Origin of the sequence: Janthinobacterium sp. ROICE36, assembly GCF_002869965.1 — a bacterium.
GTDB lineage: Bacteria > Pseudomonadota > Gammaproteobacteria > Burkholderiales > Burkholderiaceae_D > Janthinobacterium.
Window position 1 is genome coordinate 48,964 of sequence record NZ_PEBS01000016.1, and the last position, 22,322, is coordinate 71,285.

27 protein-coding genes and 1 pseudogene are annotated in these 22,322 nt (G+C 63.6%); 10 read left to right on the plus strand and 18 right to left on the minus strand.

Annotated features, from left to right (window positions below):
• Positions 1–61 precede the first annotated feature (61 nt).
• Both CSZ94_RS09095 and CSZ94_RS09100 read left to right on the plus strand, forming a co-directional pair.
• Positions 62–523: an OsmC family protein gene (locus CSZ94_RS09095; RefSeq protein WP_102121193.1), complete on the plus strand. Its 462-nt coding sequence runs from the start codon at positions 62–64 to the stop codon at positions 521–523.
• Positions 524–1,177, plus strand: a complete 654-nt coding sequence (locus CSZ94_RS09100) for an FMN-binding negative transcriptional regulator (RefSeq protein WP_102121194.1) — start codon at positions 524–526, stop codon at positions 1,175–1,177.
• Here the strand turns inward: CSZ94_RS09100 and CSZ94_RS09105 are convergent.
• From CSZ94_RS09105 to CSZ94_RS09115, 3 genes and pseudogenes are all read right to left on the minus strand, one after another.
• Positions 1,161–2,114 carry an AEC family transporter gene (locus tag CSZ94_RS09105; RefSeq protein WP_102121195.1) on the minus strand — a complete coding sequence of 318 codons (954 nt, stop codon included), beginning with the start codon at positions 2,112–2,114 and terminating at the stop codon, positions 1,161–1,163. The two genes, CSZ94_RS09100 and CSZ94_RS09105, sit on opposite strands and share 17 nt — an antisense overlap.
• A 92-nt stretch (positions 2,115–2,206) precedes the next feature.
• A pseudogene (locus tag CSZ94_RS09110) lies at positions 2,207–2,425 on the minus strand (CHRD domain-containing protein); the annotation flags it as partial.
• 21 nt (positions 2,426–2,446) lie between these two features.
• A complete protein-coding gene (locus tag CSZ94_RS09115; protein WP_102121235.1) occupies positions 2,447–3,004 on the minus strand; it encodes a winged helix-turn-helix transcriptional regulator in 558 nt (185 codons plus the stop codon).
• A 261-nt stretch (positions 3,005–3,265) separates the two neighbouring features.
• Between CSZ94_RS09115 and CSZ94_RS09120 the strand changes: the two genes are divergently transcribed.
• Complete coding sequence (locus CSZ94_RS09120) at positions 3,266–3,493, plus strand: hypothetical protein (RefSeq protein WP_146009779.1); 228 nt, start codon at positions 3,266–3,268, stop codon at positions 3,491–3,493.
• On the opposite strand, the gene CSZ94_RS09125 is transcribed toward CSZ94_RS09120, so the two are convergent.
• From CSZ94_RS09125 to CSZ94_RS09140, 4 genes are all read right to left on the minus strand, one after another.
• Entirely contained in the window at positions 3,490–4,497 is a 1,008-nt protein-coding gene (locus CSZ94_RS09125; protein WP_180977413.1) for a Csu type fimbrial protein, read from the minus strand. The genes CSZ94_RS09120 and CSZ94_RS09125 overlap by 4 nt on opposite strands.
• Entirely contained in the window at positions 4,497–6,866 is a 2,370-nt protein-coding gene (locus CSZ94_RS09130) for a fimbria/pilus outer membrane usher protein (protein ID WP_102121199.1), read from the minus strand. The genes CSZ94_RS09125 and CSZ94_RS09130 overlap by 1 nt, the downstream gene beginning before the upstream one ends.
• Positions 6,867–6,930: 64 nt before the next feature.
• Positions 6,931–7,659 carry a fimbrial biogenesis chaperone gene (locus CSZ94_RS09135; protein WP_258000875.1) on the minus strand — a complete coding sequence of 243 codons (729 nt, stop codon included), beginning with the start codon at positions 7,657–7,659 and terminating at the stop codon, positions 6,931–6,933.
• Positions 7,660–7,671: 12 nt separating this feature from the next.
• A complete protein-coding gene (locus CSZ94_RS09140; RefSeq protein ID WP_441326564.1) occupies positions 7,672–8,190 on the minus strand; it encodes a Csu type fimbrial protein in 519 nt (172 codons plus the stop codon).
• Between the two features lie 220 nt (positions 8,191–8,410).
• Between CSZ94_RS09140 and CSZ94_RS28565 the strand changes: the two genes are divergently transcribed.
• On the plus strand, positions 8,411–8,539 hold the full coding sequence (locus tag CSZ94_RS28565; protein ID WP_258000876.1) for a hypothetical protein: 129 nt from the start codon (positions 8,411–8,413) through the stop codon (positions 8,537–8,539).
• Positions 8,540–8,551: 12 nt separating this feature from the next.
• Positions 8,552–9,358 (plus strand): response regulator transcription factor, encoded by an 807-nt coding sequence (locus CSZ94_RS09145; protein ID WP_102121201.1) that lies wholly within the window; start codon positions 8,552–8,554, stop codon positions 9,356–9,358.
• Positions 9,359–9,415: 57 nt separating this feature from the next.
• Here the strand turns inward: CSZ94_RS09145 and CSZ94_RS28570 are convergent, their stop codons facing one another.
• The 4 genes from CSZ94_RS28570 to pnuC form a co-directional block, all read right to left on the minus strand.
• Complete coding sequence (locus CSZ94_RS28570; protein WP_258000877.1) at positions 9,416–10,087, minus strand: TonB-dependent receptor plug domain-containing protein; 672 nt, start codon at positions 10,085–10,087, stop codon at positions 9,416–9,418.
• A gap of 87 nt (positions 10,088–10,174) precedes the next feature.
• Complete coding sequence (locus tag CSZ94_RS28575) at positions 10,175–10,582, minus strand: hypothetical protein (RefSeq protein ID WP_258000878.1); 408 nt, start codon at positions 10,580–10,582, stop codon at positions 10,175–10,177.
• Entirely contained in the window at positions 10,534–11,511 is a 978-nt protein-coding gene (locus CSZ94_RS28580; RefSeq protein ID WP_258000879.1) for a TonB-dependent receptor plug domain-containing protein, read from the minus strand. Before CSZ94_RS28580 ends, CSZ94_RS28575 begins: the two co-directional genes overlap by 49 nt.
• A gap of 330 nt (positions 11,512–11,841) precedes the next feature.
• Positions 11,842–12,417, minus strand: coding sequence for a nicotinamide riboside transporter PnuC (pnuC, locus tag CSZ94_RS09155; RefSeq protein WP_102121202.1), 576 nt, complete (start codon positions 12,415–12,417; stop codon positions 11,842–11,844).
• Between the two features lie 227 nt (positions 12,418–12,644).
• Between pnuC and CSZ94_RS09160 the strand changes: the two genes are divergently transcribed.
• The gene (locus CSZ94_RS09160; protein ID WP_258000880.1) at positions 12,645–13,400 is read left to right on the plus strand and encodes a substrate-binding periplasmic protein; all 756 of its coding nucleotides are present in this window, start codon (positions 12,645–12,647) and stop codon (positions 13,398–13,400) included.
• Positions 13,401–13,405: 5 nt separating this feature from the next.
• Here the strand turns inward: CSZ94_RS09160 and CSZ94_RS09165 are convergent, their stop codons facing one another.
• Both CSZ94_RS09165 and CSZ94_RS09170 read right to left on the minus strand, forming a co-directional pair.
• Complete coding sequence (locus CSZ94_RS09165) at positions 13,406–14,107, minus strand: isochorismatase family protein (protein ID WP_207780966.1); 702 nt, start codon at positions 14,105–14,107, stop codon at positions 13,406–13,408.
• A 65-nt stretch (positions 14,108–14,172) separates the two neighbouring features.
• On the minus strand, positions 14,173–15,039 hold the full coding sequence (locus CSZ94_RS09170) for a pirin family protein (RefSeq protein WP_102121204.1): 867 nt from the start codon (positions 15,037–15,039) through the stop codon (positions 14,173–14,175).
• A 118-nt stretch (positions 15,040–15,157) separates the two neighbouring features.
• Here CSZ94_RS09170 and CSZ94_RS09175 point away from each other — a divergent pair, with 118 nt between their 5' ends.
• Positions 15,158–16,063: a LysR family transcriptional regulator gene (locus tag CSZ94_RS09175; protein ID WP_102121205.1), complete on the plus strand. Its 906-nt coding sequence runs from the start codon at positions 15,158–15,160 to the stop codon at positions 16,061–16,063.
• A 46-nt stretch (positions 16,064–16,109) separates the two neighbouring features.
• Positions 16,110–16,913 (plus strand): metallophosphoesterase family protein, encoded by an 804-nt coding sequence (locus CSZ94_RS09180; RefSeq protein ID WP_102121206.1) that lies wholly within the window; start codon positions 16,110–16,112, stop codon positions 16,911–16,913.
• On the opposite strand, the gene CSZ94_RS27970 is transcribed toward CSZ94_RS09180, so the two are convergent.
• Positions 16,910–17,083, minus strand: a complete 174-nt coding sequence (locus CSZ94_RS27970) for a hypothetical protein (protein ID WP_180977414.1) — start codon at positions 17,081–17,083, stop codon at positions 16,910–16,912. The two genes, CSZ94_RS09180 and CSZ94_RS27970, sit on opposite strands and share 4 nt — an antisense overlap.
• A gap of 265 nt (positions 17,084–17,348) precedes the next feature.
• Positions 17,349–18,293, minus strand: a complete 945-nt coding sequence (gene bla, locus CSZ94_RS09185) for a subclass B3 metallo-beta-lactamase (protein WP_102121207.1) — start codon at positions 18,291–18,293, stop codon at positions 17,349–17,351.
• 140 nt (positions 18,294–18,433) lie between these two features.
• Here bla and CSZ94_RS09190 point away from each other — a divergent pair, with 140 nt between their 5' ends.
• Positions 18,434–19,237 (plus strand): metallophosphoesterase family protein, encoded by an 804-nt coding sequence (locus tag CSZ94_RS09190; protein WP_102121208.1) that lies wholly within the window; start codon positions 18,434–18,436, stop codon positions 19,235–19,237.
• Here the strand turns inward: CSZ94_RS09190 and CSZ94_RS09195 are convergent.
• On the minus strand, positions 19,234–19,761 hold the full coding sequence (locus tag CSZ94_RS09195; protein ID WP_102121209.1) for a dihydrofolate reductase family protein: 528 nt from the start codon (positions 19,759–19,761) through the stop codon (positions 19,234–19,236). The two genes, CSZ94_RS09190 and CSZ94_RS09195, sit on opposite strands and share 4 nt — an antisense overlap.
• Positions 19,762–19,802: 41 nt before the next feature.
• Between CSZ94_RS09195 and CSZ94_RS09200 the strand changes: the two genes are divergently transcribed.
• The gene (locus CSZ94_RS09200; protein WP_180977415.1) at positions 19,803–20,390 is read left to right on the plus strand and encodes a TetR/AcrR family transcriptional regulator; all 588 of its coding nucleotides are present in this window, start codon (positions 19,803–19,805) and stop codon (positions 20,388–20,390) included.
• Positions 20,391–20,397: 7 nt separating this feature from the next.
• Here the strand turns inward: CSZ94_RS09200 and CSZ94_RS09205 are convergent, their stop codons facing one another.
• The gene (locus CSZ94_RS09205) at positions 20,398–21,075 is read right to left on the minus strand and encodes a type 1 glutamine amidotransferase domain-containing protein (RefSeq protein ID WP_102121211.1); all 678 of its coding nucleotides are present in this window, start codon (positions 21,073–21,075) and stop codon (positions 20,398–20,400) included.
• A 22-nt stretch (positions 21,076–21,097) separates the two neighbouring features.
• On the minus strand, positions 21,098–22,255 hold the full coding sequence (locus CSZ94_RS09210; protein WP_102121212.1) for an iron-containing alcohol dehydrogenase: 1,158 nt from the start codon (positions 22,253–22,255) through the stop codon (positions 21,098–21,100).
• Between the last annotated feature and the right edge of the window lie 67 nt (positions 22,256–22,322).

Consider the following 22,322-nt stretch of genomic DNA (forward strand, 5'->3'; position numbering starts at 1 on the left):
TTTTAAATAGCCAAGACTGGCGCTAAGATGACGCATCCCCTCTTACTCCCGTGGAGCACCCATGCATCAGTTTTTCGCCACCGTGGCCTGGCAGCGCGACGGCCAGGATTTCGCCGGCCAGCGCTACAGCCGTGGCCATGAATGGCAGTTCGACGGCGGCTTGACAGTATCCGCCTCGTCGTCGCCCTTGTCCGTGCCGCTGCCCATGTCAGTGGCGGAAAATATCGACCCGGAAGAAGCGCTGGTGGCCGCCACGTCGAGCTGCCACATGCTGTTCTTCCTGTCGCTGGCAGCGCGGCGCGGTGTCGTCATCGACGACTACCGCGACGACGCCGTCGGCGAGCTGGGAAAAAATGCCGCCGGGCGGCTGGCCATGACGCGCATCGTGCTGCGCCCGCGCATCGCCTTCGCGGGAACACCGCCCTCGCCCGAGGTGCTGGCCGCCCTGCACCACGACGCGCACGAGCGCTGCTACATCGCCAATTCCCTCACGGCCGACGTGGTAGTGGAAGGAGCGGCCTAGATGTACACGCCCGCCAGCTTCCGCGAAAAGCGCCTCGACGTGCTGCATGGTCTGATCCGGGCCCATCCCCTGGGCGCGCTGGTGCGCCATGGCGAGGACGGTTTATGCGCCGACCATCTGCCATTCGAGATCGCCGCGCCCACGCCCGAGGCACCGTTCGGCATCCTGCGCGCCCACGTGGCGCGCGCCAACCCGCTGTGGCGCGGCGCTATCGGAACCGATGAGTGCATGGCGATCTTCCAGGGGCCGCACGCCTACATCACGCCCGCCTGGTATGCGGAAAAGCAGCGCAGCGGCAAGGAAGTCCCAACCTTCAACTACGCGGTGGTGCACGCCCACGGCCCCCTGCGCGCCATCGACGATGCGGCGTGGCTGATGGACTTGCTGGAGCGGCTGACGGCGCGCCATGAGGCAGACCAGGCGATGCCGTGGACAGTCGCCGACGCGCCGGCCGACTACATCGGCAAGCTGTTGAAAGCCATCGTCGGCATCGAAATCCCCCTCACCCGCCTGACGGGCAAATGGAAGCTGGGCCAGAACCGCAGCCTGCAAGACCAGGCCAGCATGGCGCATGGTCTGGCGCTGGACAATCAAGCCGGCGCGGCGCAGGCCTTGGGCGCGCTGATCGCCGCCAACGTCACGCCAGCCAGTTGACGGCCGCCGAAAACGTCACAAACGACAGCGCCGTCGAGACCAGAATGATGCGGGCGATGCGCGCCGTGTTTGCACCGAAGCGCTCCGACAGCAGCGACACATTACTGGCGCTGGGCAGGCACGCCACCAGCACCATGCAGGTCAGCGCGAACGGATCGAGCGGCGCGCCCAGCGCGATGGCAGCGTGGCCGATGCCCCACACCAGCAGCGGATGCAACAGCAATTTTTTCAGCGCCACCGGCACATACTCTGTCATCGGCGCGGGGTCGCTGGTGCTCATCTGCGAACGGGCCAGCACGGCGCCGATGGTAAACAGGGCCACCGGCGAGGCGGCATCGGCCAGCAAGCCCACCGTCTGCGTCAGCGGCTTGGGCAGGGCCAGTTCCAACCACGACGACAAGGCGCCGAGCACAATCGCCCACGGCATGGGATTGCCCGCCATGCCTTTCAAGGCATTCATGACGGCGGCGCGGCTGCCATGCGCGCCGCCGCTGCCGATGCGCGACAGGGCAATGCACAGCGAACTGGTAAGCAACATGTCGACCACGATGGTGACGATGACGGGCCCCGAAGAACGGGGCCCGAGCAGGGTCAATAGCAGGGGTACGCCCATGAATCCCGTGTTCGGGAAAGCTGCCACCAGCGCACCGAAAGCGGCGTTATTCCAGTCGATGCGGTGGCTGAGGGTCATGGCCGTGGTGACACCCACCATGATCAGGGCGCACAGCAGATACACGCCAAACACGCTGGCGTCGAGCAACTGCGCGATGGGCGTGGCGGCGCCGAAGCGGTACAGCATGCAGGGCAGCGAAAAGTACAGGACAAAGCTGTTCAGGCCGCCGATGGCGGCCAGCGGCAGCAGCGTGCGCCGCACGGCCAGGTAGCCGCACAGCACCAGGGCGAAGAAGGGGAAGGTGATGGCGAGGATGGTCAGCATGGAGCGCCATTGTAGCGCGCTCCCTTGGCGCGCCGCCGGCGCAGGCCGCTCGCGCGGCCCAAGGAGGTGACGGGGAAATCGCCGCTGGCCGGCTAGGGCGTGAGCAGGGTGCCGGCTGGCACGGCAAACATGCCGGCGCCCGTCTGCAGCAGGGGCACGATGACGGGACCGTTGGCGCCGGTGGGCGCTTCATGGATATGCGCGACGGTGGCCAGCATGCCCGTATAGCGCACGCCGCCGCTGACACTGCGGTCGTGGGCAACGCGGATCGTGCTGCTACCGCTGGCCGCGCTGGTATTGGCCGGCACTTCCTGCGCGCCGGCCGGCGCACCTCAGGCCAGATGCCCTTCCGCCACCCAGCCACGGTTGGCGGGCACGGCCTTCGGTTTGGGCGCAATGCCGCTGCTTTTCTCCGCATCGAGGATGATGCTGCGCATGCTGTCGCTGGCGGCCGGCCCCGGCGCAAACGCGTAGTACTCGTCATTGATGGGCAAGCCCGTCATGGCGTCGACCAGCACCGGATCGGCGGCCAGGCCCGTGTCGCGACTGGCGATGACGAGGCTGGCGCCTTCCGGCGCGAAATTTTCATTGCCCCAGGCAATAAAAGCCAGCAAGACCGGCTTGAAGGCGCGCCCGGACTTGGTCAGCACATAATCGTAGCGGGGTGGCTTGGCGCAATACAGGCGGCGCGTCATCAAGCCGCCCTCCACCAGGTCGGCCAGCCGGCGCGTCAGGATGGTGGGCGCGATCTTGAGGCTTTTTTCAAATTCGTCAAAGCGCGTCTTGCCGTAAAACGCTTCACGCAGGATAAGGATGCTCCACCATTCGCCCACCTTGCCCAGGCTGCGCGCAATCGGGCAGGGCAAATTATTAAAGTTGGTATGTTTCATGACCATCTCCTCACGTTGATTCAACACAACAATCAAAAATATTTCAGTTGCAACACGGAAACTTAGTTACTATCATTTTGCAAGTGACCTTGGCACCACGGTAACGGCTAGAAAATACGCAAAAAATCACACTTTCCTTGTCCACGTACAATCATGGCTGGTTCTGCTCCCACAATCCCGGTGCGAAAAACGGTGTCAGCCACGCCTTCCAGCGCTGCTGCCCACGCCCGTTTTTCACGCGATACAAACACGATGCCCCCTTTGAAACTTGCCGTACTGCCCGCCCTGCTCGCCCTGTCCCTTTGCCAGACCACCACCGCCGGTACCGTGTCTACCGCTACGCTCCAGGCCACCTTCGTCGTCCAGGAAGCGTGCACCATCGTTACGCAACGCAACAGCACCCAAGTGCGCTGCCAGCACAACACGCCGTATCTGCTGCTCCAGCAGACAACACCATCAGGCGCCGACCTCGTCACCGTCACGTTCTAAAAATATATCGTTGCCGTCACCGTGTCCTTGTAGTCGCCGGGGCGCGGCGACACCTGCGCCGGCACGCGGCCGTAAATCGTCAGCGGCACGCTGGCGCCCGTGCCCGTGCCCGTCACCATGCTGGTGCCTGCCGTGCCATCGCCCCAGAGCGGGCCATCGAGGGCGGACGACAGCAGGTAACTGACCTTGTCCGTCGTTAAGCTATTTTTCATCTGGCGATTCGCCACATTGGCCGCCACGCTGCCGCCGTTCAGGGCAATCTGATATGCATTGTTATTCACGCAACGCACCGACAAGGTGCTGGTGCTGCGCAAGTTACCCGTCAGGATGGAAGCGTTCGCGAACGCCATCGGACTGGCCGTGATGGTGCAGTCGTTGACGGCCGTGGCATTCACCGTAAAACCGAAGCTGCCGCTGCTGGCCGAGCAACCCTGCAGGTTGACGAGACCATAGGTGGTGTAGGTGTACGTACCCTGGCCGGCAAAGCTTGATGTGTACACGGTATTGGCGTTGGCGACCGTGGGCACGGCCGCCAGCGCGGTGCCGGCAGGAATCTTCGCATACACGGTAAAGGTGGTCGAATACGTGCCGGGCGGGGCCAGCAAACCGGCCGACAAAATCAAGCCGAAGGTCGCCGGTGCGCCCGTCACGCCGGCGCCGCCCCAGATCTTCGCCGTCGTATACGAACTGTCCACATACACGTTGTACTCGATGCGCTTGCTGCCATTGCCCAACTTGCGCGGTAAGGCCGAGGTGGAATTCGTACCCAGCCCCAGCGAGATGCACACTTGCGCATTGGGCGTCAGCAACTGTCCCAGATTCAGCGAGGAAAACAGGCAGCTGAAGGTGCCCGTTGCCTGCGCCACATAATCGGTGCCGGAAATCGGGCTGACGGTGCCGAAATCGATATTCGTCATGCTGACCGTGCAGGTGTCCGCCGCCCGCGCCACGCTGCCCCAGGCACAGCCCAGCAGCAGGGTCAGCCATAGCAGCAGGCGGCGCATCAGCGACCTGCCCCGGCGCTGGCAGCTGCTGCTGCGCAACGCAGCGGTCCGATCACGGGCAAACCGCCCGCCGCCGGTCGCGCATAGGCAAAACGCAGCGTGCATGCGCCGTCGCCCTCGCCGACTTGCAACTGATTCTGCTCCAGCAGATCGTCGACGAAAATGATGCCGTCAAATCCCACCACCGTCTGCTTGCCGCTTTGTACGTGCAGCACGGGCAAGCCTGTGGCCAGCGGCTTGCCCTGCGCATCCTGGACGATGATGGTGGCCGCGCTGTAGCGCTCGATGGGAAAGGCCGCCAGCACGCCCGCCAGCTGTTGCGGTACGACATTGATATTCGTCACGGGGACGCGCGCATCCACGTCGAGTTCCTCCGTGGCGATGCTGATCTGGTTATTGCCATAGGGATTCAAATTCGGCACGAGCAGATAGCCGCCGCTGCCCGTCACGCCGATCTGGCGGTTCTCATGCAACACGGGAATATTGTCCACGCCGCCAGTGGACACCAGCGCAAAGCCGTTGCCCACCTGGCGCGCCGCCTCGACATGGCCATCCATCAGCACCAGCGCACCAGCGGCGCCCAGCGAGGAAGCATTGCCCATGCTGCTGCTTTGCGTGCGCGCGCTGAGACGGCCGTCATTGCCCAGGTATTCCAGTTGCGCCTGCCGGTAGGCGGCGCCGCCCGCCGTGCCCGCCTGCAAGCCCCAGCCAAAGCCGCCGCCAAAGTCCGCCGCGCGCTGCGCGCTGATGCTGCGGCCGCTCTCGCCGTTTTGCCGGTTGCTGTTCGTGCTGATGGCCAGATTGTTGTCAAAGGCCATGCTCAAGCCCATATAAAACCCCCGCTTCTCGCGTTGCCGCAAGTCCTGGAACAGGCTGGCGTTGAAGAACAGGCCGTGAAACAGGGTGGCCGAAATGCCCACCGTGGCCAGCTTCGACGGTGGCGCGCCGGGCGTGCGATAACTGATATAGCTGCTGCTGATGCTGCTTCCTGCCGGCAAAGGCAGGCTGACGGTGAAGCGGTCCGCCGCGCGCACCACGGCACTGCCATCGCGCGAGGCCAGGTCGCCAAAACCGGCGCTGGCGCGCACACTTTGCACATCGATGCTGAAGCGCGGTCCCATGTACTGGTAACCGCCGCCCAGTTGCGCGCCGCGGTACTGGCCCCCACTGGCCGACAGCGAACCGCTCAGCACGCCCGCCTGGCCCAGCCGCAGCAGCGCGCCCGCCCCCGCCTGATACAGGCCGCCGGCCAGTTCCACATGGCCTTCGAGGGTGAAGTTGTCGCTGACGCCATGGCGGCCGGAAGCGCTGGCAACGAGCTGGCGCTCATAGCCGAACAGACGGCGGCCATAGTCGCGCCGCACGGCACCCGCCTCGACCGAGTAATCGCTCAAGCCGCTGGCCAGCATGCGCGTATCGACATACAGGGGCAGCACGGTCGTCACGCTACGCCCCAGCGCATCGCGCGTGATGAGAGTGGCTTGCCCGGCGCCATTCATGCCAGCCACCTGGTTCAGCACAAATGGACCGCTGGGCACGCTGGCAGCATATTGCTGCACCCCATTGACGTACAGGCTCAGCGACGAAGGCACCAGCGCCGTGCCATCGACGGAAGCGACGGGAAACGTCAGCAGGTCGGGGCGCAGCTGGAAATTCTTGCGCCACTGCATACCGCCGACGCGCACGGCGCGGCTCCAGCTGAGCGAGGAGGAAATCAGGTCGCCCACTTGCCACATTTGCAGGGTCTCGGGGTCGGCATGGCTCCAGAAGGTGTCGAAACGCATGTACTTGCGCTGGTCCCCGCCCAGGTTCACGGTGCCGGTATTGCTGAAAACGCCGCTGTCATTGAAATAACGCACATCGTTGAAGATGGCGGCGCGCCGCGTTTGCCCCAGTTCCGCATAAGCTTCGTAATTGAGGACGGCGCCAGGCGTGACCCGCGATGGAGGCGTCTGCGCCGCCGTGCGCGCGCTGATGCGGTATGGCGAGCGCAAGTCGTCCGCCACCTGCAGCGACACGCTCTGGCGCGCCGCATCATAGTCATAGCTGAGTCCGGGAATCGCATCGAGCGCCACGTCGGCCTGAGCGGGTGCACCCAGGCGCGCCGGGTCCAGCCCAAGCTGTTGCAAGTTCGCTACACTGCTGCGCAAGACCTTACCCACCTGGGTAAAACGCAAGATCAGCCCGCTTGATACAGCATTCACGCTTACCTCCAGATACAGTTCATTCGCTGCCATCGGATCGCCGGGCAAGCTGGCCGGTCCCGGGTCGGCGCCCGTCACGGCGGCCGATCCATCGGCCCTGGCCAGTGATGCCACGGCCAGCAGCAGCAAGGTCCAGCAGGTCCGCCAGCTCAGTGCGCGTCTCATGGTTTAACCCGGTTGCGCCCATGCCGAAGGCGCGCGGCAAGCTCGCCCGCCCTGGCGGCCATGTTCAAGGTGTCGAATTCGTGGCAACGAGCGCCTTTGCATTCACATTCACCGCAATACTCAACGGCCCATCCAGTTCAGCCTCCCTGGCGACAGGCAGGCGCCATACGCGCATGCGTGCCGCCAGGACATAGCCAAACAGCCCCTTGCTGATGACAAACTCCTTGCCTGCCTGGTTCGTGAACGTCATCGCACCGATCTGCGCATGGCCGTTGCCGCTGTTCTTGATACGCAACATCCATTCACCCCGCTCGCGAAAGACGTGCCAGTCGAGCATTTCCCTGTCCTGCGCACCGGCCGGCAACACGAACACGGGCACCGAGTAGCGCAGGCGTATATCGACGCCGCTGCGGCCCAGTTCATCGTCGCGGCTGACCTCATCGATGAGCACGCGATATGTCTTTTCCTGCGCGACAGGGCCGGCCTGGGCACGCACGAGGCGGATGGCCTGGCGGCTGTTGGCGGCGATTTCCACGATCGGCGGACTGGCCACCAGTTCCTGCGTGGGTAGCAGTACTTCCTCGCCATCGCGCTGGTCCCACGCGAACACCCGCACCTGCCCATACATGGGCTGATCGCCCAGGTTTTGCAGGTTGATCCCGGCCGCGCTCTGTGCTGCGCGCAGGGTCAGCGTCACCGGCGAAATCTGCAGATTGGCGCCGTGCACGCCCGCCGCGCAGCAGGCCAGCAGCGCCAGCATGCTTTTCATCAGGGAAACAGAACCGGCCTTCACGCAGCGCCCGGCTTAAAAGTAAACGGTGGCCGTGATGGTCGACTTGTAGGTATCGGGCGCCGGGGTCGCTTGCGGCGGAATATTGCCGTACACCGTCATCGGCTGCGATGAGCCGTTGCCGGTGCCGCCGACGGTATTCGTTCCCTGCGTATCGCCCCACAAGGTACTGCCGGCCGTCTGGTACAGATTGAATTGGACCGTCCCAAGATTGCCGCCGGTGCCGCTCAGGTAGCGCGTGGTGCCGGTCGAACCCGTGCCCGAGCCCGCCGTCAGGCCCACGTTATACGGGGTGGTATTGGTACAGGTCACACTCACGGTCGTATTGACGTTCACGGCAGTAGCCAGTACACCCTGACTTTGGCCAAAGTCGAGATTGGCCGCCGCAATGGTGCAATTGGCGATGATTTTCAGGGTGACATCAAAGGTTGCGGTGTTGCTGCCGTTCAGATACACGGCTGCGTCGGCGATGCCAGGCATGAGTGCCGCGCTGGCAACTGCGACGCTGGCAGCGACGATAAGGCGGGGGGACATAACTCGCAACATGATACCTCCTGATGATGGAACATCATTAATAAGCCCATCAATATGAAGGGCGTCGAAGATAGTCACGGTATTGCCGGCGTTTTTTGGGGCACGCAATCCACGACGACAAAATACATGTGCCGAGAGTCAGGAACCCGGAGACTCCAGCACTTTTTACAGCATTGGCAAAACAGATTTTTTGGCAAGCGACATTGCTTGAAATCAATGCATGAGTGAATTATTGGCGATCTGGGAAATCCGCGCTTCTTCTGGCGGAGAAACCTCTTTTGAAACACGAGAAAAGCAGAAAAAAAATAAAAAGCGAGGCATAATAAGCTACAACTTGCTTTTTGGTTAAGTAATTCATGCCATGCCATTGACCAGCGAAACCATCAAAAAAAACATCTTGATCGTGGACGATTCCGCGTTCGAGCAGCGCATGCTGATGGAACTGCTCAGCGAGCAGCCCTATCGTTTCAGCATCGCGTTCAATGGCTACCAGGGCTACCAGCTGGCATTGGCCACGCTTCCCGACCTGATCCGGCTCGACGTGCGCATGCCCGAGATGGATGGCTACACGGCATGCCGTTTGCTCAAGGCCAACCCCGAAACGGAACAGATACCCGTGATCTTTCTCAGTGGCGCCGATGCCGCCAAGGAACGCATCATGGGCTTGCAGGTGGGCGGGGTCGATTACATTTCAAAGCCGTTCACGCCGGAAGAACTGGCCGCGCGCATGCATATCCATCTGGGTTTAATGCGTAAAAGCCACAGTACCTTGCCGGCAACGACGCCGATCAGGGACAAGCTGCAGCATCCCGACCAGGTGTTCGTCAACGCGGTCAAACAACTCATCCTCGACAACCTGGGCAGCCTGCCCAACCTGTCAGACATCGCCCGCAGCGTGGGCACTTACCGTGAAAAGCTGACCTTGATGTTCCGCGAGCAAACGGGCATGACCGTGTTTGCCTTCATCCGCGAAGCGCGCATCGCCCGCGGCGTGGAATTGCTGCAGCAGACGGATATCGACGTGCAGGACATCGCCCTGCTGATCGGCTTTCACAACGCGGGCAACTTCGCCACCGCCTTTCGCGAGCGCATGGGCGTCACGCCCAGCGCCTACCGCCAGCGCCTTCAGGAGCAGACAGGACAGCGGCAGGTGGCGGACGGGCATTAGAACTTGTAGTTCAGCTTGAGCGACGCAAAGCGTCCACGCGGATCGGCCTGGGTAAAGTCAAAGCCGGTGGAGGCATAGTCCCAGGCGCCGGCCCTGGTTGCGGAACTGGCGGTACAAGGTCGTGATGCGTCCATCGGCACCGCGCGTGATCTGTTGCGGCGCCGTGTTTTCCTTTTCGAGTATGGTGGTGGCGCTGGCCGTGCCGATCACGCCATCTTGCTTGATGCGGTAGTAATCGAGGCCGATGCTCGAGTTGCTGGTGGGCGACACCACCACGCCCAGATTCAGGTTGTTCGAGCGCTCGGGACGCAGGTTCGGATTGGCGATGGTCATGACCGTCACACCGCGCGACTGGGTTGGCGTCAGGGGATCGCGGGCATCGATCACGCCGGTATAGCTGACGGCCGTGCTGTTGGTGATTTCCGGCAGCGACGGCGCACGGAAGGCGCGTGACACGGTGCCGCGCAGCAGCAACCATGGCGCCGCCTGATAGCGGGCACTGGTTTTGGGCGAAAACGCATTGCCAAAGTCGCTGTAATGGTCGGCGCGGCCCGCCACGTTGACGGACAGGTCTTTTACGACGGGCACATTGAATTCGGCAAACAGGGCCGACACATTGCGCGAGCCGTCGATGATATTGAGTGCGGGGCGCAATTCTGTACCCGACAGCACGGCCGTCGAGGTTTGCAAATCCATTTTCTCACGGCGCCATTGAAAGCCGGCGGCCAACCCCAGCGAACCAGCGGGCAGGTTCCAGATATCCTTGGCCGCCGAGAAGTCGAGCGTGTCGAGCGTCGATTCTGCCGGGCGCAGGGTCTACAGGCGCACCGCTTCGCTGTTTTGCGACTGGTCAAAGAAATTGTAGCTGCCGTCGGCCAGCACTTTCTGGAAGGCGTAGCGGTTGACGAAGTTCTGCAGCGTTTCTTCCAGTTTGCTGCTGGAATGGGCGACGACCGTGTCCCAGTCCCAGCCCGCCCAGGTACCCTTGGCGCTGGCCAGCGCGCGGTAGAAGGTGACACGGTCCTGCTTCAGGCGCGGCCCCAGGTCGAACAGGGTGGCTGTGAACGGCAAGGGTGTCGTGCCCGGATTGTTCGGATGGCCCACGGGCAGCACCACGGGGATGGTGTCGAGCAGCTTGCTGCTGTTGTTCCACACGCGCGTGGCGTTATTCACCGTCAGTGGCGCGCTGAAGGTCTGGTCGGCGCGGGAATAACTGCGCAGCAAGTCGACATAGTCTTCCGTCCGCGCAGCGAAGAATGGATGCGCTGGATCCCCGGGATCAGCGTTTTATATGGCGCCGGATTGTAGGCCAGCACCTGGCCACTGCGATCAGGATTGATATCCTTGTACGGCACCAGTTGCAGCGGGCCGCGCGCGCCGCCGAGGGTCTGGGTAGGATCGTTGCCGGCATAATTCGTGGCGGTCCAGCCCAGGCTGCCGCGCTGCTGCTGGCGGTAATCGGCATCGCGCAGCCATGCCACGTCGCTTTGCTGCAGCTTGTCGCGCTGCTGCGCGTCAACTGAGAAGACCACGCTGTAGCCATCTTCCTCGAGCTTGCCGAAACCCGTTTGCAGCGCCGCGCTCTTTTCATGCTGGCCCGTGCCTTGCGTCGAGCCGCCCCATTGCGCCGTGATGTCCGTGCCCGTGAATTGCTTGTACAGGATGATGTTGACCACGCCCGCCACGGCGTCCGAGCCATACACGGACGAGGCGCCATCCTTGAGCACTTCGATGCGCTGCACGGCCGCCATCGGCAGGCTGTTCAGGTCGACAAAGGTTTCCTGCAGGTTTTGCGCCGTCGCATAGCTGGCCACGCGCTTGCCATTGACGAGGATCAGGGTATTTTTCTGGCCGATGCCGCGCAGCGACAGGCCCGAGGTGCCGGCCGAGAAACTGCCCGTATATTGTTCGTTGTAGCTGTTGCCGCTGTTGGCGGAGATGGCGCGCAGCACATCCGAGACGCTGGTCTTGCCGCTGGCTTTCAATTCCTTGGCCGTGATGACTTGCACCGCGCTGGCGCCCTCCTTTTCGCTGACGCGGATATTCGATCCGGTGACGTTGACGCGCAGCATGTCGTCCTCGGCATGGGCGATGGTGGAGACGGCGGGAAAGGCGGCGGCAATGGCAAGACTGATGGCGAGTGGTTTGAACATGGTTTCCTCTTATTGGGATTGCAGCCTTTTTCAGATAAAAAAGGTCGAGCAGGGGCACGCGGACCGGGTGGGTCTACGGGCAAAACGACGACGGGGGTAGGAAGGAATTACGGGATGCGTGGACGGGCACGCACCGGCATCGACTGCGCCATGCATTGCATGGTCAGCTGGTGCGGGGCGGCATAAAAACAGGCAAAAAGGCTAAAACGCAACATAAAAGACACCGGTAAGCGGGGAAAGGCCACTATATCTCGGCGTCTTTATGGCGCGAACGAATTAAAAATTGATTGTATATACGATTTGAATCTAAGGACTTGGCGTTTGGCAATGTCAGGCGTCGACGACCGCCGCGCGGCGTGCCTGCACGCCCCACCAGTACCAGGAAATCAGGGCATTGACCCAGTAAGCGGCATACAGCACGGCCGTCAGGTGCAGGCCGCGGCTGTAGTAGAGCGGCACGGCCACGGTATTGACCAGCAGCCAGAAGGCCCAGGTTTCGATGCGCCGGTTCATCAGCAAGAATTGCGCGATGATGCTAAATACCAACACTGCCGAATCGATGAAAGGCGCGTAGGCATTCGTAAAGCGGTGCAGCAGCATGCCGTAGATGGCCACGGAGGCGATGCCGGCTGGCACCACCCAGGCCAGGCTGCGCCAGCCCGTGCGCGTGATCGGCAACGGTTTGCCGCCGGCGCCACGCCGCCATTGCAGCCAGCCGATGACGCAGGTGACGATGAAAAACAGCTGCAGCATCACGTCGGCATACAGATTAACCTGGAAAAACAGCACAGCAAACAGCACGCAGCCGATGATGCCGATCCACCAGGAATGAATATTATTGCGTCCGGCCAAGATGATGGAGGCAGTCATCAGCACATTGGCGGCGATCTCGAGCGGGGGAGTCAAGTGGTCTTCCTTTGCGGGGCAGTGGTGGCACCGCGCCACTATAGCCGATTACACCACCCGGTGTTCGCCACGCCGGAGGCGAAACCAGGGGAGAAAGCGGCAAAAAATGCGCAAACATCGAGGAAATGCGAACCAGGCCGGCCTTCAGCGGCAACAGCCCTTGACTTCCGTGGCCATTCTGGCAAATTGAATATCAAGTTGAAACTCCAGGAAGCCCCCTTATGCGCATGCGCCATCTCCTTTTTGCGGCATTGCTCGGCGTATCGGCACTGCCCGCCCAGGCCTGCCGCATGACGATGGCGCTGGAACAGTGGCCGCCGTATCTCTACCGCGATGCCCAGGGCCGCTATACGGGCCTGGACTTGGAACTGCTGCGCGCCATTTTCAAGGAAGCGCGCTGCACCTTGCTGACCGCGCCGGAACTGCCCACGGCGCGGCGCCAGCTGCTGTTCCAGAAAGGCGGACTGGACCTGATGCCCGCCGCCTCCGACACCTCGGAGCGCCATGCGTATGCGCGTTTCAGCGTGAGCTACCGCGACGAAACCGTGGGCATCTTCGGCAAGGCCGGCACGCCCGCCATGCAGCGCCATATCGGCAGCTTCGGCCAGCTGGCGCGCGGCAAGTCGACCTTGCTGGCGCCCAAAGTGGGCTGGTATGGCGCGCAGTACGCGGCGGCCCGGCCGGCGCTGGAAAAGGCCGGGCGACTGAATACCTTCGGCAGCTTCCGGCAGGGCATCCGCATGCTCGACGCGGGCCGCGCCGACCTGCTGCTGGGCGACGTGCTGGCCGTACGCCACGAAGCGCGCCTGCAGGGCGTCGCCTTGCACACCCTGCCCTTCCTGGTCCTGCGCGCCCCCGTGCACCTGATGCTCAATGCGCGCACGACCAGCGCCGCCGACCTGGCGCGCCTGAACGCCGCCATCACGCACCTGGAAGAGCGCGGCGTGCTGGCGGCGATACGCGCCCGCTACGATGCGCCGTAAGGTGATCAGCCCTTGCTGGCCGCTTCCAGAATTTCCAGCTTCGTCTCGCGGCCATTCTTTTGCACGCCCTGTGCCTTGTCGTAGCTTTCGATCAGCGCGCGGTACGGCGGCACGATATGGTCCGTCATGATGGCGGCGAATTCCATCGCATCGGCGCGGTTCCAGGTGCTCATCACTTCAGCCAGCACCGCATACGTATCGATCGGCACAGCGCCCGCCTGCGTCACGCGCGCCATGGTGATGTCAGTGGCCATCTTCGACCAGTTGCCCGAGGCGTCGATGATGGCAAACACCTTGTAGCCGGCCGCCAGCGCGCTGATGGTAGGAAAAGCCATGCACACGCTGGTGAGCGTGCCGGCGATCAGCAGGGTCTTGCGGCCCGTCTTTTCGATGGCTTCGACCCAGGCCGGATTGTCCCAGGCATTGATCTGGCCCGTGCGCGGGATGTAAACGGCATCCGGGTTGAAATGGTGGATTTCCGGGATCAAGGGGCCGTTCGGGCCGTCGGGCACGGAAGCGGTGGTAAAAGTCGGCATGTTGGCCAGGCGCGACAGCTTGGCCAGCGCCGTGACGTGGCCGCGCAGCACGTGCTGCTCGATGTCGCGCACCAGCTGGAACAAGCCGCTCTGGTGGTCGATCAGCAGCATGACGGCGTCGTCGGGATCGATCATCGGTGGCAAACCTTGGAAGTTGGCGGGGGTGCTCATGGTGGTCTCCTGAAAAACCATGCCGCGGGATGCGGCACAGGTACTACACAAATTCACTGCACAAATTACTTATCAATGCGGGCGAAGCGGCCGCTGTTGAAATCCTCGAACGCCTGCGCGATTTCCGCTTCGGTGTTCATCACGAACGGACCATGGCCGACGATGGCTTCGTCAATCGGCTCGCCGCTCAGCAGCAGCACCACGGCGTCGCTGTTCGCCTCGACGGTGATGCTGTCGCCGTCGCGTTCGAACAGCGCCATCTGCGCTTCGCGCACCACGCTCTCGCCATTCACCAGCAGCGTGCCGTGCAGGACGATCAGCGCCGTGCTCCAGCCGGCGTGCACAGGCAACTGCGTCAGCTTGCCCTGCACCAGGCGCAGGTCCCACACCTGCATAGTCGAAAACGTGCGGGCCGGGCCATGCTGGCCAGCGAAATCGCCGGCGATCACGCGTACCGAGCCCCCGCCGTCCGGCAGCGCCACGGTGGGAATCGTGTCGCTGGTGATGGCCTGATAGCCGGGCGCCGTCATCTTGTTTTTCGCCGGCAGGTTCACCCACAGCTGCACCATTTCCAGCGTGCCGCCCGACTGCGTGAAGGCAGGCGAGTGAAACTCTTCATGCACGATGCCGGCACCGGCCGTCATCCACTGCACGTCGCCGGGGCCGATCACGCCGCCCTGACCCGTCGAATCGCGGTGCGCCACTTCGCCCTGGTAGACGATGGTCACCGTTTCAAAGCCGCGGTGCGGGTGCGAACCGACGCCGGGCGGACGCGTGCCGGGCGCAAATTCGGCAGGGCCTGCATAGTCGAGCAGCAGGAAGGGGCTCAGCTGCTTGCCATGGCCGGTGTAAGAAAACATCGAGCGCACGGGAAAACCGTCGCCGACCCAGTGCTGGCGCGGTGCGCTGTAGATACCTGTGACTGTGTTCATCTCAATCTCCTGTGGGGTGTGCATGACGATGGAGTCAGAATACCCTTGCAACGATAGAGGCGGTAGACGGTAAAATACGCCATCAGTGTTCCATAAATAGAACGATCAAGGAGGCGGCATGCAGGATTTGAATGACTTGTATTACTTTGTGCAGGTGGTCGACCATGGCGGCTTCGCGCCGGCCGGGCGCGCGCTGGGCATGCCGAAATCCAAACTCAGCCGGCGCATCGCGCTGCTGGAAGAGCGCCTCGGCGTGCGCCTGCTGCAGCGCACGACGCGGCATTTTTCCGTCACCGACGTGGGCCAGACGTTTTACGAGCATTGCAAGGCGATGCTGGTGGAAGCGGAAGCGGCGCAGGAAGCGATCGACCTGACGCGGGCGGCGCCGCGCGGCACGGTGCGCCTGTCCTGCCCCATCGCCCTGCTGCATTCTCTGGTCGCGCCCATGCTGGCCGGCTTCATGCGCGAGCATCCGCAAGTGACCCTGCTGCTCGAAGCGAGCAACCGCCGCGTCGACCTGGTGGCCGAAGGCATCGACGTGGCCATCCGCGTGCGTCCGCCGCCGCTGCCCGACAGCGACCTGGTGCTGCGCGTGCTGGCCGAACGCAGCCAGTGCATGGTGGGCAGCCCGCTGCTGTTCGGCGACGCCGCCAGGCCAACCGCGCTGGCCGACCTGGCCGACTGGCCCAGCCTGGCCCTGGGTACGCCGAAACAGCACTACCAGTGGGATTTGTACGGCCCCGATGGCGCGCGCGCCCAGCTGCGCCACGCGCCGCGCTTCGTCACCGGCGACATGCTGACCCTGCGCGACGCGGCCGTGGCCGGCGTGGGCGTGGTGCAGCTGCCGACCATGATGATCACCGAACAGGTGGCCAACGGCAGCCTGCTGCCGCTGATGGCGCAGTGGCGGCCGCAGCGCGAAATCATCCACGCCGTCTTCCCGTCGCGGCGCGGCCTGCTGCCGGCCGTGCGCGCGCTGATCGACTACCTGGCGCACAGCTTCGCCGCGCTGGAGGAAGAGTGAGGCTTTTCAGGTACGATGGCGTACCCGCCAATCGCCTGGATACCGCATGCGTTTATTGATTTTGTCGGACCTGCACCATGAGTTATGGCGCGAGGATGCGCCGCAAGGCGACCTCGCGCTCAGCCGTCCCGACGCTGTGATCCTGGCCGGCGACATCGACACGGGCACGCGCGCCGTCGCCTGGGCCGCCAGCACGTTTGCGGGCCTGCCGGTGCTGTACGTGCATGGCAACCACGAAGGCTATGGCCACCAGCTCGACAAGGTGCGCCAGGAGCTGCGCGCGGCCTGCGCCACCACGCAGAACGTGCATTTCCTCGACGCCGACAGCCACGTCATCACCGGCCAGGCCGGCAACGCCGTGCGCTTCCTGGGCGCCACCCTGTGGACGGACTTCCGCCTGCTGGGCGACGACACGCGGCAAGCGGCCATGCTCGATGCGCAAGCCGTCATGAACGACTACAAGCGCATCCGCCTGGCCAACATGGGCTATCGCAAGCTGCGCGCGGCCGACACGGCCATGTTCCACGCGCAGCAAAAAGCCTGGCTGGCGCACGAACTGGCGCAGCCCTTCGAAGGCGCGACAGTCGTCATCAGCCACATGGCGCCGTCGCTGCTGTCGGTCGACGATGCGTATGCCAGCGAAGGGTGTTCGCCCGCCTACGCTTCGCGCCTGGACGAGCTGGCCATGCAGGCGGACCTGTGGGTGCATGGCCACCTCCACGTCTCGCGCGACTATCGGATCGGCCCGTGCCGCGTCGTAGCTAACCCCTCCGGCTACAGGACGCGCAGCGGCACGCCGCAAAATCCCGCTTTTGATCCGAACTTCATCGTCGAGTTGCCGGCTCGCTAATCGTCAGGTTTGAGTCGGCCCGCCAGCAACTGCTGCAGGCGGTGCTTGCCGGCCCGGCGCGCTGCCCGTGGCGAGGCCTCCGACTGGTGCGCACCGGCGCCGCCGCGCAACCTGGCGGCCGCCACCAGCGGGTTGCGCGGCTTGGGCGTGGCTTTCACTTTGATTTTCATGGTGTTTCCTTTCAACCCGGTCGTCCCAAACAAAAAACCCCGGCGAGTTTCCTCACCGGGGTTTGAAGGACACCGGCTCGGGATCGGCAATGCTGCCGATGGCCCCGAGCGTCATGTACGGGGCTAGTGGTCGTACAACGTGCTGCCAGCCTGCTCGAACATGGGTTTCCTTTCTTTATCATGGTTAATCTGCACTGCGGACGCTGATACTGCACCGTATGCTGCAGTGCGTCAACCGCTTTTCATGGCGCATGCGCCAACGTTGTTATTTTATCTCAGCCGCCTTTTCTTTCGCAATGCGGGCATCGAGCTTGGCTGCATTTCTGGCAGCGTAGTGGCTGCACGCCTGCGTATCGATGAAGGGATTCGGCGTGACGCCTTCCAGCAATTGCGTCAGCTTGCGGTCGCCGCCGGAGTGGTCCGGGTGGGCCGAGATCAGGATATCGCACGGCAGCTTGGCAAAGTCCTGCATGACGCGGCGGAAGGCCGGCGTCAGGTCTGCATGACGTTCATCGGCCAGGTAGTGAAAATCGTCGGCCGCCACCGGCGTGAGGCTGGCGCCGAACACCACGTTCAGGCACTCCTGACGCTCTGCATCCTCGCATGAAACCCAGGTCCAGCTGGTGCTGCCCGGCGTATGACCGGGCGTGTAGCGCGCCGTGATGCTCACGTCGCCCAGCTGCAGGGTTTCGCCATCGGCGATCTCGCGCACATTCTCCACGGCCGGCATGGGATCGATTTCACCCGCTTGCGGATCTGCGGCGAGCACCGCTCCCGCGCGCAGCGCCTGGGCTCCCAGCGGGCTGGCGATCACTTGCGCGCCACTGTCGCGGGCCAAGGCGGCGACGCCGCCCGAATGGTCGAAATGCGCTTCCGTATTCAGGATGAATTTGACGTCTTCCAGGCGAAAGCCCAGTTCGAGGATATGTTCCTTGATGGCGGCCACCGATTGCGGCAGCGCGCCGTCGATCAGGATCAAGCCTGCGCGCGTGTCGATCAGCACCACGCTCAAGCCGCCCACGCCCACGTAATAGGTGTCGCCGTGGATGCGCGCCGGTTGTTGCGGGCGGTTCCACTGCGCCGCGTAGGGCGAGGCAATCGGCTGCGTCAGGGGATCGACGACGGGCGTGGTGGCATGTGCCGTCAACGGCAGCACCATGGCGGCCAGCGCGACGCTCAGCAAGGTATGGGGAAGGAAGAAAGGCGGCATGCGGCTCCAGGAGTGAGTGTGTGGTAATCGATGCCATAGGGTAACGTCGTCACCCTGGCGCGGTCAAGCAGACGGGCGCAGCGACTTGCGCTACGATAGAGGCCCATAGACCTGCCGCGCGCCTTGCCGCGCCCACTGCCATGCGTTTGCTGATCCTGTCCGACCTGCACCTGGAAGTCTGGGGTGAAGACACACCCGCCATCGACCTTGCCGCCAGCCGCCCCGACGTGGTGATCCTGGCCGGCGACATCGATACGGGCAACCATGCCATCGCCTGGGCCGCGCGCACCTTCGGCGCCCTGCCGGTGCTGTACGTGCATGGCAATCACGAGGGCTATGACCATCAGCTCGAACATATGCAGGACGCCGTGCGCGACGCCTGCGCCAGCGCGAATGCGCAGGGCGCCAACATCCGCCTGCTCGACGGCGACGCCGTGGTGCTCGATGGCGTGCGCTTCCTCGGCATCACGCTGTGGACGGAATTTTTACTCTTCGGCGCGGCGCGCCAGGAAGAAGCCATGCAGGCGGCGCAAGCCTACATGCCCGACTACAAACACATCCGCACGGGTGGCGATACGCCGCGCCTCTTGTGCGCCAGCGACACGGCGCAACTGCACGCCCAGCACCGCTGCTGGCTGGAACAGCAGCTGGCGCAACCTTTCGATGGCAAGACGGTGGTCATCACGCACATGGCGCCATCGATGCTGTCAGTAGATGAGCAATACGCGAGCAACCTGGGCTCGCCCGCCTTCGCCTCGCAGCTGGACGGCCTGGTGGCGCAAGCCGACCTGTGGGTGCATGGCCACATGCACGCCTCGCTCGACTATCGCGTGCAAGGCTGCCGCGTCGTGTGCAACCCCTGCGGCTACAAGCGGCCAGACGGCACGCCCGAAAACGAGCGCTTTGACACCGGCTTCATCGTCGATATCGCCAGCGCGGTTTAATTTTTTCGATAGCGCAGCTGCACCACGCCGCTGGGCAGCTGACGCGTGCCGTCCAGGCGCCAGTCGCTGCGCGGCAAGCCGTCCTCGAACAGGCGCACTCCCTTGCCCAGCACCACGGGCAGTACGGACAAGGTCAGGCTGTCGATGACGCCCTCGCGCAAGCCGGCGCGGATGACGGCGCCGCCATCGAGATACACGTGGCGGCAACCCTCCTCTGCCAGACCTGCCAGCACTTCCCGCACGCCGCCTTCGCGGCGCTGCTCGCCATGGCGCGGCGCGAAGGCGCGGTGGCTCAATACCACCACGCGCTTGCCCGCATACGGCCACGGCTCGAACCCCAGCACGGCGTCATAGGTGGTGCGCCCGATCAGCAAGGTATCGACTTGATCCATCAAGGCCGTATAGCCGGTGGCGTCGGGCGAGTCCGGCGCCAGCTCGGCCAGCCAGGACAGGTCGCCGTTTTCTCCGGCGATGCAGCCATCGATGCTAATGCCGAGAAAGGCGCTGACGAAAGGTTTTTGCATGAAGTACTCCCCAGTTAATTCTACGGTGTAGAATTATGCCCATGAAACCGCCAAAACTTCAAGCTATTGAAAATCCCGTGCGCCGCGCGGGCCGCCCCCGCCGCATCGCGCCCGCGCTGGACAACGCCACCATTTTGCAGACGGCCCTGGCCCTGCTGGAAGAAAAAGGCGAAGCCTTTTCCATGCGCGCGCTGGCGCTGAGCCTGGGCGTCGATGCCATGGCCCTGTACCACTATTACGCAGGAAAGGAGGACTTGCTGTTGGCCCTGATGGCGCAGCGTTTCGCCGCGCTCGACCCGCGCCAGCCGCCGTTTACGCGGCGCCAGGCGCCTCGGCGGCGACTACTCGCGCTCTGCGCGCTGTACCTGGAACTGGTCAGCGCCACGCCATATTTCGTACGCCTGATGGCGCGCGGGCTGGTGACGCACGCCGATGTCGCCAAGCGGTTCACGGCGCTGTTCGAGCAGGCCATGGAGGGCCTCGACCTGCCTGAAAAACCCCGGCTGCGCGGGCGCGATGCCATCGTCGATTTCCTGCATGGCTACGCGCTGGCGGGCAGACCCGCCAGCGCGACGCAATGGCACGCCTCGGTCGACCTGATTCTGGCGGGCATGACCGCCCGACACTAACCGGGCATCAGGCCAGCAGCTTGAGCAGCGCCTGCGCGGCCGCTTCCGACGAGGCGGGATTCTGGCCCGTGACCAGCAGGCCATCGGTGACCGCGTACGGCTGCCAGTCGCCCAGCTTGGAATAGACGCCGCCGTTTTGCTTGAGCATGTCCTCGACCAGGAAAGGCACGATGGCCGTCAAGCCGACGGCGTCTTCTTCCGTATTCGTAAAGCCCGTCACCTGCTTGCCGCGCACCAGCGGCGTGCCGTCGACGGCTTTCACGTGGCGCAGCACGCCCGGCGCGTGGCAGACAGCGGCGACGGGCTTGCCGGCGGCGATCATCTGCTCGATCAGCGCGATCGAGTGCGGGTCTTCAGCCAAGTCCCACAGCGGGCCATGGCCGCCCGGATAAAACACGGCGTCAAAGTCGGCCACCTTCACTTCGGACAGCTTGCCCGTATTGGCCAGCACGGCTTGCGCCGCAGCGTCCAGCTTGAAGCGGCGCGTGGCCTCCGTTTGCGAATCCGGCTCGTCGCTTTTCGGATCGAGCGGCGGCTGGCCGCCGTTGGGCGAGACCACCGTCAGCTTGGCGCCCGCTTCCTGCAAGGCATAGTAGGGCGCGGCGAATTCTTCCAGCCAGAAACCGGTTTTCTTGCCGGTGTCGCCCAGTTGGTCGTGCGAGGTCAGTACCATCAGGATGTTCATATTGTTTCCTTTTATGTCAGGGTTACAGTGCTGCTTCGAGGATACGGCGGCTGCGCGCGAGGTCGATATCGCGGTGTTCGCCGAGGGAGGTCATGCCATGTGCTTCCAATTGTTTCAGTACCGCTTCCACCGCTTCCTGGCCTAGCTGATAGGCCGACAAACGGGTCGGGATGCCCAGGCCTTCAAAGAAGGCGCGGGTGCGGGCGATGGCGGCGTCGATGCGCTCGTCGTCGCTACCCTCCGTGATGCTCCAGACACGTTCGCCATACTGTAGCAATTTGCCGCGTTTCTGCTCGCGCTGCACGTCCAACAGTGCGGGCAGCACCAGGGCCAGGGTGCGCGCGTGATCGATGTCGTACAGGGCCGTCAATTCGTGGCCGATCATGTGGGTGGCCCAGTCCTGCGGCACGCCGGCGCCGATCAGGCCATTCAGGGCCAGGGTGGCCGTCCACATCAGGTTGGCGCGGGTGGCGTAATCGTCGGGCGAGGCCACTGCCTGCGGCGCGATCTCGACCAGCGTCTGCAACAAACCTTCGGCAAAACGGTCCTGCACCTTCGCCTGCAGCGGATAGGTCAAATATTGTTCCGTGGTGTGGACAAAGGCGTCGACCAGACCATTGGCCACCTGCCTGGCCGGCAAGGTAAAGGTCTTGCTCGGGTCAAGTACGGAGAATTGCGGGTACAGCAGCGGACTGCGAAAACTCAGCTTGTCATGCGTGGCTTTTTTCGTCACCACGCCGCCGTTATTCATTTCCGAACCCGTGGCCGGCAAGGTCAGCACCGTGCCAAACGGCAGGGCTTGACGCACATTGGCGCCACCGCGCTCGGCGATTTCCCACGGCTCGCCGTCGTACAGGGCGGCTGCGGCGACGAACTTGGTGCCATCGATCACGGAGCCGCCACCGACGGCCAGCAGGAAGTCCAGCGTGCCGTCACGCACCTGCGTCACGGCACGCATCAAGGTTTCATAGCTGGGATTGGGTTCGATGCCGCCAAACTCCTGCACCATGCGCTGGCCCAGCGCAGCGCGCACTTCGGCCAGGGTGCCGGTCTTTTCCGCGCTGGCGCCGCCGTACAAAATCAGCACGCGCGCATCGTGCGGCACCAGGGTGGACAATTTGGCGACGGTATCGGCGCCGAATACGATACGGGTGGGGTTATGGAATTCAAAATTTTTCATGCTGTTGCTCCAAGTTATTAGACTGGTCGTCTACGATTCACTCAAAAAATGCGGACGTTGTGCGTCC

Coding starts and splice junctions, on each gene's coding strand:
- CSZ94_RS09195 (WP_102121209.1), bottom strand. CDS start 19,761: ATGCAAAAACCTTTCGTCAGCGCCTTTCTCGGCATTAGCATCGATGGC.
- CSZ94_RS09115 (WP_102121235.1), bottom strand. CDS start 3,004: ATGAAACATACCAACTTTAATAATTTGCCCTGCCCGATTGCGCGCAGC.
- CSZ94_RS09205 (WP_102121211.1), bottom strand. CDS start 21,075: ATGAACATCCTGATGGTACTGACCTCGCACGACCAACTGGGCGACACC.
- CSZ94_RS09100 (WP_102121194.1), top strand. CDS start 524: ATGTACACGCCCGCCAGCTTCCGCGAAAAGCGCCTCGACGTGCTGCAT.
- CSZ94_RS09170 (WP_102121204.1), bottom strand. CDS start 15,039: ATGAACACAGTCACAGGTATCTACAGCGCACCGCGCCAGCACTGGGTC.
- CSZ94_RS09145 (WP_102121201.1), top strand. CDS start 8,552: ATGCCATTGACCAGCGAAACCATCAAAAAAAACATCTTGATCGTGGAC.
- CSZ94_RS09200 (WP_180977415.1), top strand. CDS start 19,803: ATGAAACCGCCAAAACTTCAAGCTATTGAAAATCCCGTGCGCCGCGCG.
- CSZ94_RS28580 (WP_258000879.1), bottom strand. CDS start 11,511: ATGTTCAAACCACTCGCCATCAGTCTTGCCATTGCCGCCGCCTTTCCC.
- CSZ94_RS27970 (WP_180977414.1), bottom strand. CDS start 17,083: ATGAAAATCAAAGTGAAAGCCACGCCCAAGCCGCGCAACCCGCTGGTG.
- CSZ94_RS09105 (WP_102121195.1), bottom strand. CDS start 2,114: ATGCTGACCATCCTCGCCATCACCTTCCCCTTCTTCGCCCTGGTGCTG.
- CSZ94_RS28565 (WP_258000876.1), top strand. CDS start 8,411: ATGAGTGAATTATTGGCGATCTGGGAAATCCGCGCTTCTTCTGGCGGA.
- CSZ94_RS09165 (WP_207780966.1), bottom strand. CDS start 14,107: ATGAGCACCCCCGCCAACTTCCAAGGTTTGCCACCGATGATCGATCCC.
- CSZ94_RS09095 (WP_102121193.1), top strand. CDS start 62: ATGCATCAGTTTTTCGCCACCGTGGCCTGGCAGCGCGACGGCCAGGAT.
- CSZ94_RS09140 (WP_441326564.1), bottom strand. CDS start 8,190: ATGTCCCCCCGCCTTATCGTCGCTGCCAGCGTCGCAGTTGCCAGCGCG.
- bla (WP_102121207.1), bottom strand. CDS start 18,293: ATGCCGCCTTTCTTCCTTCCCCATACCTTGCTGAGCGTCGCGCTGGCC.
- CSZ94_RS09180 (WP_102121206.1), top strand. CDS start 16,110: ATGCGTTTATTGATTTTGTCGGACCTGCACCATGAGTTATGGCGCGAG.
- CSZ94_RS09160 (WP_258000880.1), top strand. CDS start 12,645: ATGCGCCATCTCCTTTTTGCGGCATTGCTCGGCGTATCGGCACTGCCC.
- CSZ94_RS09190 (WP_102121208.1), top strand. CDS start 18,434: ATGCGTTTGCTGATCCTGTCCGACCTGCACCTGGAAGTCTGGGGTGAA.
- CSZ94_RS09175 (WP_102121205.1), top strand. CDS start 15,158: ATGCAGGATTTGAATGACTTGTATTACTTTGTGCAGGTGGTCGACCAT.
- CSZ94_RS09130 (WP_102121199.1), bottom strand. CDS start 6,866: ATGAGACGCGCACTGAGCTGGCGGACCTGCTGGACCTTGCTGCTGCTG.
- CSZ94_RS09125 (WP_180977413.1), bottom strand. CDS start 4,497: ATGCGCCGCCTGCTGCTATGGCTGACCCTGCTGCTGGGCTGTGCCTGG.
- CSZ94_RS09210 (WP_102121212.1), bottom strand. CDS start 22,255: ATGAAAAATTTTGAATTCCATAACCCCACCCGTATCGTATTCGGCGCC.